Below are 10826 nucleotides of genomic sequence, written 5' to 3' on the forward strand. Positions count from 1 at the left end.
TTTCCGGTCAGTTCACGGACACACCCGCCAGTGGCTGGAACAGCACAGCGCGTGAATCCCAGAACCCCTCGACCCCGGTCTTGTAGACCCCAAGCTGCGGCAGCTGGAACAGGAACCCGTGCACCGCCTGATCGGCCAGATACTTCTGCGCCTCGGCCAGCAGCGCATTGCGCGCCGCGTCATCGGCCTCGGCGCTGATCCGGTTCCACAGGTCGGTGTAGCCGGCATCGTCATAGCCATAGAAATACTTCGGCCCGCGCGCAAAATTGCCCATGTCATTGGGCGAGGTATGGGCGATGATCGTCATGTCATAATTGAGCTTCTTGTAGATCTCGTCGATCCAGAACCCCCATTCGACATTCTCCACCTTGGCGTCGATCCCGGCCTCGGCCAGCTGCGCCTGGATGATCTCGGCCGAGCGCGTGGCATAGGGAAACGGCGGCACCCGCAAGGTCATGGTCGTCCCGGCAACCCCCGCCTCTTCGAACAGCGCCTTGGCCTTGGCGGTGTCATGCGGATAGGTGCCGGTCAGATCGACATAGGCGGGCCCGTGCGGCGGATAGAAACTGCCGATCGGCACCGCCTGCCCGTACATCGCCCCGTCGATGATCTCGCCCCGGTCGATGGCATGGCTCACCGCCTGCCGCACCCGGATATCGTTGAACGGCGCCTTCGCGTTATTCATGGCCAGGATCACCTCGCCCTCGGTCGATCCGGTCACCACCTTGAACCGCGGATCGGCCTCGAACTGCGGCAACAGCTCGGGCGCCGGAAATCCGGGAAACGCGTCGATTTCGCCGGCCAAGAGCGCCGCTGAGGCCGCCGCCGCATCCGAGATGAACTTGAACTCTACCCGTTCCAGCGCCACCGAACCCGCATCGCGGTGATCGGGGTTCTTGACCAGCACCAGCTTGTCGCCCCGCGTCCAGCTGTCGTATTTGAACGGCCCGGTGCCGACCGGGTTTGCGTTGTTGGCCTCAACCGACTCGGGCGCCACGATAGACACGTCACCCTGCGCCATGTTGAACAGGAAAAACGCGTCCTTCTGCTTCAGCTTGATCTCGACCGTGCCCGCATCGACAACCGTCACGCTTTCAATCGGCTTGAACAGACCTTTCGACGGGTTGACCGAATCCTCCGCCATCGCCCGGTCGAAACTGAACTTGACGTCCTCGGCATCGAACCCGGTGCCGTCATGGAACGTGGCCCCATCCAACAGGTCAAAGGTATAGGTCAGCCCGTCCTCGGACACCGTCCAGCTTTCCGCCAGTTGCGGCAGCACCTCGCCCGCCTCGTTCACGGTGGTGAGCGATTCGAACAGGTTCTGCGTCAGCATCCCGTCAATCGACGCGGTCGCATCCGCCGTCGGATCCAGCGAGGTCGGCTCCTGCTGCAACCCGATGACAATGGTGGTTCCGGCCCAGCCCCCTGTCGGCGACAGCGCGGCGCACAGTGCCAGCGCGGCGATGGCCACGCCAGATCTTGCAAGTTTGGATGACATGGATGTCCTCCCCCTTTTCCATTGTTTGCGAACACATTCTGTAGAAAGTTCTTTACCTTTTCTTAAAGGCTGCATGAGCGACCCTGTCAGCGTCAACTGTTTTCGCCGCAGGGTGCAGCCCGCCTACCCCGGGGATTTCCGGCCATCCATGCGCGCCGCCTTGACCCGCCGTCACAGGTCGCCTTCAATGACCGGCAACCACCTTGGCCCCGCTCCAAAGGAAAACCATGCCGCCGCGTTCCTCCATAAACGTCCCGACCGCCCGGCCTTTGGAGCGTGCCACAAGGGCCCGATTGGCAAACCTGTCCCGAAAAACCCGGCAACTCTGTACCATGGCCGCCGCAGCAACCCTGTTCACGGCCCATGGGCTGGCGGCCGACGAGGTGTCCCTCAAGGTGACCGAACAGCTCGCCATAAAAGGCGCGCCAATCCCCTATTCGATGGTCCTTCGCCTCGACGACGTCAGCCCGACCCGGATGTCGGTGGGCGCGTATCTGGACCTGCGCGGGTTTCAGGCACAGGCGCCCGCCCTGCTCTCCAGCGTCCTGCAAGAGGACTGCAAACAGAAATTCGCGGTTGCCATCTCGGACGTTTCGGCCAAGGCCGACACCGTTTCCGTGCGCGGTCAGTTTCAGGCCAAGTTCTTTGGGTGCAACACCAAGGACCCAAAGGTGCATTACCGCCGGTTTCTCCTGTTTGGCCAGAACGTGAATTTCCAGGCCACCGCGCGCACGGTTGTCACCCATCCCTGCATGCGGGCCAGTCTGGTCGATCTGCAACTGGACCCCCTCGGGCTGCTGGGCGGCGCCGCCGACCTGTTCGGCCTGACCGAACTGGCCGAACGCCTGATTGTCGAAAAGGCCGAAGAGGTCCTGTCCGACCACCCGGTCTGCCCCAAACTCCCCCCCGAAATCGCAAGTCTCGAACCGCGATACACTTCCGGCGGTATCCGCGAGATCGGCGCGGGCGGCCTTGGCGCCAGCCTCAGCGGCTCGGTCAACACCAGCGCCGCAACGATCCTCGATCTCGTCCGGGTCATGAAAGACCGCGGCATTCTGGGGCCGCAAAACCAATGAAAACCCTCTGGACACCCGTCGCACTTCTGGCCCTCACGATGCTGGCGCCCCAGGTCTCGGCCAACGAGGTCGACCTGACCTTTGACAGTGACCTGACGGTTCTCGACCGCAAAATTTCCTACAATCTCAGCCTGCGACTGGCCGAGCGTGGCCCGACCCGCATCGGTACCGAGGCGCTGCTCGACCTGACGAACCTCCAGTCCACCCTGCCCGGGATCGTGAACGGGCATGCGCTGGTGGACCTGTGCACCCTCAGGGCCGAAATTCGCGGAATAGATCTGGCCGCTCAGGGAGGCAATTTCGTGTTTTCGGGTACGCTTGCCGCCGACATGTATAGCTGCGCGCGCGACGGGTTGACGGCCACTGACCGGGGACCGCTGGTCTTGTCACAGGACATGACGCTGACCGTCACGGCCGGGGTCCGGGTCGAGGACAATTGCGTCACCCTCAACCTGGCGGACATGGCCATCGACCTCACCGGCGCGGTCCAACTCACCGACGCGCAGAAAAAGGCCTCGGAAAAAGCCGGGGATCTGCTGGTGGCGGTTGTCGAACGCCTGATGGCCAACCACCCGGTCTGTCCGAAACTGCCACCCGAGCTTGCATCGCTGGAACCGCGATACGACACCGGCGGCACCACCGAGATCGGCGAAGGTGGCTTGGGCCTCTCCCTGCGCGGCTCGACCGATGTCAGCACCGGGACCATTCTGGATATCTTGCAGGTGCTGCAAGACCGGGGCGTCCTGCCGCCGAAACCGTGAAGCGGGCCGGTTTCCCCACGGAAAACGCCGTACAAAACGGTCAATTGCCGTCCCGGGACCGGTACAAAACGGTCAATTTCCCGTACAAGGGCCCGGTTCAGCCCTCGTGCGCCAGCGCCTCCAGCCCGACCTTGTAGTTGGGATATCTCAGCTCGACACCCAACTCCTGCTTGATCTTGTCGTTCCGTACCCGCTTGTTTTCGCTATAGAAACTCCGCGCCATCGGGGTCAAGTCAGCCTCGTCGAAATTGACGGCGGGCGGCAGCGGCAGCCCCTGCAACTCGGCCGCATAAGCAATCACATCCTGCGGCGGAACGGGTTCGTCATCGCAAACATTGTAGATCGCGCCGGGGTTTGGCCGCGCCATCGAAGCGGATAAAACTTGAGCAATATCAATGACATGTATGCGCGAGAACACCTGTCCCGGTTTGATGATCCGGCGCAGTCCGCCCTTGCCCAGCTTGGAAAACGGCCCCCGTCCGGGACCATAGATTCCGGCCAGCCGAAAGATGTGAACCGGCAGATCGGGCACCGCCTGCCATTGCTCCTCGGCCATCACCCGCCAGCGCCCGCGCGCCGCCGTTGGCGCGACCGGTGTGCTCTCATCCACCCAGGCGCCGTCGTGATCGCCATAGACCGCCGTGGTGGAAAGGTATCCAACCCATTGAAACTGGTTGGCTCTTTTGGCGATTTCCTCACCCAGCGCGGCCAGCACCGGATCCCCCGCCGCATCCGGCGCGGTCGAGATCAGCAGATGCGTGACCCCGTCAAACGACACCTCGCCGCCGGGCCACAGAACCGGTTCGGCGCCGGATTGCCGGATCGCCTCCATCTGCTCGGGGTTGCGCGAGGTTCCGATGATCCGCCAGCCCCGCGGCGCCAGCTGCCGCGACAGCGCCCGGGCGGAGTATCCATGTCCAAACGAAAGAAGCGTGCCTGTCATGCCCCATAGTTGCGACCCGCCGCCGGAACAATCAAGCGCATGATCGCCGCACTTGATTCGAATCCGCACTTGGGCCTTCAATTGTGCATGAGCACAAAGACACCCGATCTGGACACGGCCTATCGCCTGCAATCGCCCGAGGACAACCGGCAGCTCTATGCCGAATGGGCGGGTGATTATGACGACGGCTTTGCAGCGCGAGAAGACTATCAGCTGCCCGCGCACACCGCGCGCGCCTTTGTGGCGGCGGGTGGCCAAGGGCCGGTGCTGGATGTGGGCGCGGGAACCGGCCTCTGCGGTGCCATTCTGGCCGGGCTTGGCGTCGGCCCCATCGACGCCGCCGATATCAGCGCCGAGATGCTGGACCGCGCCATGCGCAAGGACATCTATCGCGACGCCATCGAGACCGACCTGAACCAGGGCATCCCCGCCCCGCGCGACAGTTACTCCGGCATCGTATCGTCAGGCACCTTCACCCATGGCCATCTGGGCCCCGAGGTTCTGCCTGCGCTCTTGCGCGTCGCCCGGCACGGCGCGCAATTCGCGATCTCGATCAATGCCAAGCATTTCGAGGAGAAAGGCTTCGACCTTGCCCTGCGCCGGATGGAGCAGGGGCAGATCGAGAACCTCAAACTGCCCCGGGTCCGCATCTATGGCGATCTGGCCGCAGGTCCGCACAAGGACGACATGGCGTTTATTGCCCTGTTCGAGAAGTCCTAGGGGCCTGAACCTAGCCGCGCCCGCGATAGGTCGGCACGCCCTGATCGGGGATCCACACACCAGGCAATTCCGGCCCGGTCTGATAGAACACGTCGATCGGAATGCCGCCGCGCGGATACCAATAGGCCCCGACCCGCAGCCATTTGGGCGCCAGCAGCTCGACCAATCGCTTGCCGATGGAGACGCTGCAATCCTCGTGGAACGCACCGTGATTGCGGAACGAGCCGAGATAGAGCTTCAGCGACTTGCTTTCCACCAGCCAGTCGCCCGGCACATAGTCGATCACGATATGGGCGAAATCGGGCTGCGCCGTCAGCGGGCAGAGCGAGGTGAACTCAGGCGCGGTGAAGCGCACCGCGTAATCGGTGCCCGCCTGCGGGTTGGGTACCTTTTCCAGCACCGCCTCCTCTGGCGAATTCGGCAGCTCGGTCTTGCCGCCCAGTTGGGTCAGGTTCGCATAGATGTCCTGATTGGCCATTGTCTTGCTCCTCTCGGCGTCTCAGACGCCGCGCTTGTTGCCCCAGACCAGCACATGCAGCTGCGGCAGGATTGTGGGGGTGAACCATCGGTCGGCCAGGGCCCGACCGATCAGCCATTCATAGCGTGTCATGATACCGTCCATGTCGATGGCGGCATCCTCGGCATCGGGTGGCGGCGGCGTGTGGTTGCCCGGTTGCAGATAGATCGGCAGGTTCGGATAACGCGCCGCCGCCTCACGCGCCCAGAGGTAATCGGTCTCGTCGAACACCACGATCTTGATCACCGTCACCGCATCGCGCGCCTGTGCAATACAGTCGCCGAACCGGTCCCAATCCACCGTTTCGCCGGACGAGGGCGGTTTGGGGCTGAGGATCAGGGGCGAAAGCTGACGGAACCAGCTCCGCGCAACGGACCCTTGGGTTTCCAGGGCAAAGCGATAGCCCTGCGCCTTGCCCATCTTGATCAGCGGGCCAAAATCCTGGATCGCGGGATTGCCGCCCGACAGCGACACCGTCAGCGGCACACCGCCCGACAGACACACGACCTCGGCCCAAACCTGTTCCGTGCTCATCGCGGTCCATGTGTCGCGATAGGCGCTGTCCACCGCATGCAGGCTGTCGCACCACGAACAGCGGTAATCGCAACCGCCCGCCCGCACGAACACGGTCGGTGCGCCAATCACCGCGCCCTCACCCTGTATCGTAGGGCCAAAGATTTCGGCGATGCGCAGGGTGGTCATGGCCGGTACTCGGCCCAGGTCTTGGGCGTTTCGCTGACCCGCACCGCGCTGGTCTCTGCCCAGCGCGCCTTGCAGAAGTCATAGACTTCTTTCGCCAGCCGCTCGGACGTGACCATGTCATGGCCGAACACCTCGTTCAGGTGACGGTGGTCCAGCGCATCGTCGATCCAGGTCTTGAGCGGCTTCAACTCGCGGTAATCGCGGACAAAGCCGTTGGCATCCAGATCGGCAGCGGCCAGTTCGACCTCGACGATATAGTTATGCCCGTGCAGCCGGGCACAGGGGTGATCCTCCGGCAGATGGCACAGCTGGTGCGAGGCCGAGAAATGGAACTCTTTGGTGATCCGGTACATCAGCGCCCCTCCACCGCCGCGCGCCAGAACTCGGGGTCGGCATAGACGGTCGGGTCTGAGACGCCTGCCAGATGGAACGCCTCGCGCCGCTCGACACAGGTGCCGCAGCGGCCGCAATGCACCTCACCCCCCTTGTAGCAGGACCAGGTATCGGCAAAGGGCGTGTTGTGGCGCGCGCCCTCGCTCACGATGGCCGATTTCGGTTCGTGCACGAAGGGCGTGTAGAGCCGGACACTGGCATAACCGTCCAGCGCGTGGGCCTGCATCGCCTCGAAGGCTTGAGTAAAACCGGGGCGGCAATCGGGATAGATGAAGTGATCGCCGCCATGCACGGCGGTCGCCACCGCGTCGGCCTGTTTGGCCGCCGCGATGCCGAATGCGATGGCCAGCATGATGGCATTGCGGTTGGGCACCACGGTGATCTTCATGGTGTCCTCGGCATAATGCCCGTCGGGCACGTCCACATCATCGGTCAGCGCGCTGCCTGACAGATGCGCGCCGATCTGGCGCATGTCGATCAGGTCATGCGGCACGCCCAGCCGTGTGGCGGCACGGGCGGCAAAGTCCAGCTCCTTGCGGTGGCGCTGACCGTAGTCGAAAGAGATAAGGCCGATCAGATCGTGCTCGGCGGCCACCTTGTGGGCCAGCGATACCGAATCCAATCCGCCAGAGCAGATGACAAGTGTCTTCACGTTTGGGTCCCTTGTTTTCATAAGCCGGGTAGGCTGCGACCGGCGCCCGGATGATCCGGACCGGGCGCCTGTAGCAGAGGCGCGGGGTAAAGGTAAAGACCCGGCGCCAACGTCGGCGAAAACGTGAAAGGCCGCCCAAACGGGCGGCCCTGCCAAACCTGTCGACCGGGTCAGGTATACATCTGCTTCTTATAGGCGCGGGTGCGGGTGGTGGCCTCGGCGCTGCCATCGTGAAAGGTGCCGAACCACTTGTCGAACGGGATCTCGGAGGTGCCGTAGTTGCATTCGAAATAGCGGTGATGCAGCTGGTGAAAGAAATCCCCTGTCTTGGCGGCCTCGGTCTCGCCCGCCTTGATCTTCTCGAACCCCGAATGCGACAGGATCGGGCTGACCTGCTGGAAATAGATATGGAACAGCAGGTGCAGCGGGTGCGAGGGCACCAGCAGATGGACGAAATAGGTCGTGAAATAGAGGATGTTCTCGTACCAGTGGTTCGAAATGCCCGACCACGGGCCGATATTGACATTGCGGTGATGCACCGCGTGCACATGCTTGTAGAGCTTCGGGTGATGCTCCAGCCGGTGCACCCAATAGAAATGCAGCCCCGACCACATCGGGATGAAGAACATCCAGACCACAAACCAGACCGGCGCCTGCGCCCAGGTGATGGTGGGCACCCAGCCATTGGCCATCATCCAGTAGATCAGCCATTGATAGACCGTGCAGACGGTCATCGCGCTGCCCAATGTCCACCAGATATTGTCCCAGACCTGGTTGCGAAAGGTAAAGGTACCGTTGTCACGGGTTAGGTCGCGGCGGTCGAACTTCTTGTACTTGCCCTGACCCTTGCGCATGTAGAGCCACCAGTGCAGCGCGCCCGCCACCAGGATCTGCGGCACCATGTTCAACAGCCACACCCGGAACATCCAGCCGGGCGCAAAGCTCTGCATCGCCTCAAGCGGCGGCAGGAACCAGGCATAGGCCGCAACGGCCAGCGCCAAACAGAGGGTCAGCGAGGTCAGTTGCAGCCACGCCCCGCGATACCAGCGCAGAACCGCCGCCGGGCGGGGCGGCCAGACAAACAGCGGGTTCAGGCCAACTGGGTTCACTGGGCGATAATTCCAGCGTGCCGCTTCGGCGTCCTGACTGAAATCGGTCATCGTCTTTCCTCGTTTCTGGACAAGCGCCATCCTCCGGCGCCCAGGGGCCGGTTCGGGCAAATTGCAAATCTCAAAGTGTCAGCTGGCGTAGGTCGACCCTTCACCATCCAGCACCGCCTTGACCTCGCGCAGATGCGCCTCGGCCTGGCCTGGATAGTCGTCAAGCTCCTGCGCCGTCTTCTCGGCAATCTCGTCGCTCAGCAGCCTGAGCGGGCGGCCCGTCTGCAACGCGCGGATATAGGTCTCGGCGGCGCGCTCGAAATAATAGAGCCGGTTCAGCGTATCGCCCACATCGCTGCCGATCACCAGAACGCCATGGTTGCCCATGATCATCACCCGCTTCTTCGGGTCGCTCAGCATCGAGGCACAGCGCTCGCCTTCGCTTTCGAACGCCAGCCCGCCGAATTCATCGTCGATGACATAGCGGTTGTAAAAGGTCGCGGTGTTCTGGTCGATCGGCGGCAGGGAGCTGTCGGCAAGGCTCGCCAGCACGGTGGCAAAGATCGAATGCACATGCATCACGCAACGCGCATGCGGGCAGCGGCGATGGATCGAGCCATGCAGGCCCCAGGCGGTGGGATCGGGCGCGCCCGGCATCTCCATCGTCTTGGCGTCATTGGCATCCAGCAGCAGCAGGTCCGAGGCACGGATACGCGCAAAATGCATCTGGTTGGGGTTCATCAGGAACTGCGTGCCCTCGGGGTTCACCGCTAGGCTGAAATGGTTGGCGACCCCTTCATGCATGTTCAGCCGCTCGATCCAGCGAAAGGACGCGGCCAGATCGACACGCTCCTGCCAATGGTCGATATTGGGACGCAGGCTGGTGACGGACATGGGTCTCTCCTGTTGTCGGGTGGCATATGGATTGCCCAAAACCTGCCTTTTGACATCAGATTTGACCAACGAAAAATTCGCCCGTTTCGCATTAGGAATACTTATGGCAAGGTTATGGGATGCAGAACCCCCTCCCCCCGCTGGGCTGGTTGCGGACCTTCGAGGCCGCCGCCCGCCACCTGTCCTTTACCGGCGCCGCGCGCGATCTGAACATGACGCAAAGCGCGGTCAGCCAGCAGATCAAGGCGCTGGAATCGCACCTTAGGCAGCCGCTGTTTCACCGCCGCCCCCGGGCGCTGGAACTGACCGAGGCCGGGATCACCTATCTGCCGGTGGTGCGCGAGGCGTTCCGCACCCTGATCCGGGGCACCCGCGCGGTGACGGGCGACCATCAGAACACGGTGCAGGTGCAATGCAACATCACCTTCGCGGTCAACTGGCTGGGCCCGCGCCTGCCCTGGTTCCGCGTCCAGCATCCGGATGTGCGCTTGAACATCTTCACAGAGCTTTGGGAACCCCGCGAAATGGCCGAGGGCGCGGCGGTCGAGATCCGCTATTCCCTGCGACCGGCGGATACGGTGCGGACCGAGCTGCTGACAACGGATCGCTATTTCCCGGTCTGTGTTCCGGGCTATCCGGTCACTCTGGACAACCTGCATGAACAGCCGCTCTACGACTGTTCGAACCTGCTGTCGAACTGGGCAAGCTGGGCCGAAGACGTGGGCCTGCCTTGGCCCAACCCGCCGATCACCTATGCCACCACCTATATGGTCGGGCTTTCCGTGGCCATGGCCGGGGGCGGGTTGTGCATGGGGCACAAGGTGATCGTGTCGCGCCTGATGGCCGAAGGACGCCTGATCGCCCCTTTCGACCACAGCGTGCTGATGCCCGAGGCCTATTACCTGCTTTTGTCACCACAGGCCGAGGAGACACCCGGCGCGGTGGCCTTTGCCAACTGGATCCGGGCCGAAATCGCCCGCGAGGCCGGGTGATCCGGGAAAGGGGCGCTCCCGCCCGTCGTCGATGCCGCTGACGCGGCACCTCCTCCCGTTGGGCCGGGCAGCGCGCCCGGGGCGCGCTGCGGTCAGGCGCTGTCCTTGGGCCGGCTCGGCACCCAGGCATAGCCATTGTCGCACAGGATATAGGCCTCACGCAGACCATGCGGCTTGTCGGTCGGGACCTGCAAGACCGTCGCGCCAAACCCCTCGGCCCGCGCCACCGCCCTATCGGGATCGCTGTCATAGAGCCTGATTTCGATCCCCGTCCCGCGCGGCGGGTTTTCTGGCAAAAGCCCCAGCATCGGGTTGGCGTGATAGGTGCCGTCGCTGTGCAACTGGAACACCTGATCTCCATAAGTGACGATAGCGAAATCCGCCGTAACCTGATGCGATTGCATCCTGAACACCGCCTCCAGAAAGGCACATTCCGCCGGAACGTCCCGTACCAGCAGGTTCAGCCCGATCCCCTTGAGCGACCGCCCGAACCCATCCGCATCTATCGTGTCATAATCCATTCCGGCAGGGTTCTGCCGACCGCCCGCCGCTGTCAAGCAGGCAAAGACGAAGCT

At 63.2% G+C, this 10826-nt stretch carries 13 protein-coding genes; 4 read left to right on the top strand and 9 right to left on the bottom strand.

The annotated features are described in order from the left end of the window. Positions 1 to 7 precede the first annotated feature (7 nt). A complete protein-coding gene (locus G0P99_RS05830) occupies positions 8 to 1501 on the bottom strand; it encodes an ABC transporter substrate-binding protein (protein ID WP_164128452.1) in 1494 nt (497 codons plus the stop codon). Positions 1502 to 1833: 332 nt separating this feature from the next. Here G0P99_RS05830 and G0P99_RS05835 point away from each other — a divergent pair, with 332 nt between their 5' ends. Further along, positions 1834 to 2577, top strand: coding sequence for a hypothetical protein (locus tag G0P99_RS05835; protein ID WP_164128453.1), 744 nt, complete (start codon positions 1834 to 1836; stop codon positions 2575 to 2577). Further along, positions 2574 to 3338: a hypothetical protein gene (locus G0P99_RS05840; protein ID WP_164128454.1), complete on the top strand. Its 765-nt coding sequence runs from the start codon at positions 2574 to 2576 to the stop codon at positions 3336 to 3338. Before G0P99_RS05835 ends, G0P99_RS05840 begins: the two co-directional genes overlap by 4 nt. A gap of 97 nt (positions 3339 to 3435) precedes the next feature. On the opposite strand, the gene G0P99_RS05845 is transcribed toward G0P99_RS05840, so the two are convergent. Then, positions 3436 to 4281 (bottom strand): SDR family oxidoreductase, encoded by an 846-nt coding sequence (locus G0P99_RS05845; RefSeq protein WP_164128455.1) that lies wholly within the window; start codon positions 4279 to 4281, stop codon positions 3436 to 3438. Positions 4282 to 4368: 87 nt separating this feature from the next. On the opposite strand from G0P99_RS05845, the gene G0P99_RS05850 reads away from it, so the two are divergent. Beyond that, positions 4369 to 5001 carry a class I SAM-dependent methyltransferase gene (locus tag G0P99_RS05850; RefSeq protein ID WP_164128456.1) on the top strand — a complete coding sequence of 211 codons (633 nt, stop codon included), beginning with the start codon at positions 4369 to 4371 and terminating at the stop codon, positions 4999 to 5001. A 10-nt stretch (positions 5002 to 5011) separates the two neighbouring features. On the opposite strand, the gene queF is transcribed toward G0P99_RS05850, so the two are convergent. The 6 genes from queF to G0P99_RS05880 form a co-directional block, all read right to left on the bottom strand. Then, complete coding sequence (gene queF, locus G0P99_RS05855; RefSeq protein ID WP_011049432.1) at positions 5012 to 5479, bottom strand: preQ(1) synthase; 468 nt, start codon at positions 5477 to 5479, stop codon at positions 5012 to 5014. A gap of 21 nt (positions 5480 to 5500) precedes the next feature. Next, positions 5501 to 6220 carry a 7-carboxy-7-deazaguanine synthase QueE gene (gene queE / locus G0P99_RS05860; RefSeq protein WP_203582987.1) on the bottom strand — a complete coding sequence of 240 codons (720 nt, stop codon included), beginning with the start codon at positions 6218 to 6220 and terminating at the stop codon, positions 5501 to 5503. After that, positions 6217 to 6573, bottom strand: coding sequence for a 6-carboxytetrahydropterin synthase QueD (gene queD, locus G0P99_RS05865; protein WP_164128457.1), 357 nt, complete (start codon positions 6571 to 6573; stop codon positions 6217 to 6219). Before queD ends, queE begins: the two co-directional genes overlap by 4 nt. Next, positions 6573 to 7265, bottom strand: a complete 693-nt coding sequence (queC, locus tag G0P99_RS05870) for a 7-cyano-7-deazaguanine synthase QueC (RefSeq protein WP_164128458.1) — start codon at positions 7263 to 7265, stop codon at positions 6573 to 6575. Before queC ends, queD begins: the two co-directional genes overlap by 1 nt. 170 nt (positions 7266 to 7435) lie before the next feature. Continuing rightward, on the bottom strand, positions 7436 to 8425 hold the full coding sequence (locus G0P99_RS05875) for a sterol desaturase family protein (protein WP_164128459.1): 990 nt from the start codon (positions 8423 to 8425) through the stop codon (positions 7436 to 7438). 78 nt (positions 8426 to 8503) lie between these two features. After that, the gene (locus G0P99_RS05880) at positions 8504 to 9259 is read right to left on the bottom strand and encodes a class II aldolase and adducin N-terminal domain-containing protein (RefSeq protein ID WP_164128460.1); all 756 of its coding nucleotides are present in this window, start codon (positions 9257 to 9259) and stop codon (positions 8504 to 8506) included. A 119-nt stretch (positions 9260 to 9378) separates the two neighbouring features. Here G0P99_RS05880 and G0P99_RS05885 point away from each other — a divergent pair, with 119 nt between their 5' ends. Further along, complete coding sequence (locus G0P99_RS05885) at positions 9379 to 10251, top strand: LysR family transcriptional regulator (protein WP_164128461.1); 873 nt, start codon at positions 9379 to 9381, stop codon at positions 10249 to 10251. A gap of 92 nt (positions 10252 to 10343) precedes the next feature. On the opposite strand, the gene G0P99_RS05890 is transcribed toward G0P99_RS05885, so the two are convergent. Then, positions 10344 to 10772: a glyoxalase gene (locus tag G0P99_RS05890; protein ID WP_164128509.1), complete on the bottom strand. Its 429-nt coding sequence runs from the start codon at positions 10770 to 10772 to the stop codon at positions 10344 to 10346. Between the last annotated feature and the right edge of the window lie 54 nt (positions 10773 to 10826).

This window comes from Ruegeria sp. PrR005, from assembly GCF_010500245.1.
In the GTDB taxonomy this organism is placed as follows: domain Bacteria; phylum Pseudomonadota; class Alphaproteobacteria; order Rhodobacterales; family Rhodobacteraceae; genus Ruegeria_B; species Ruegeria_B marisflavi.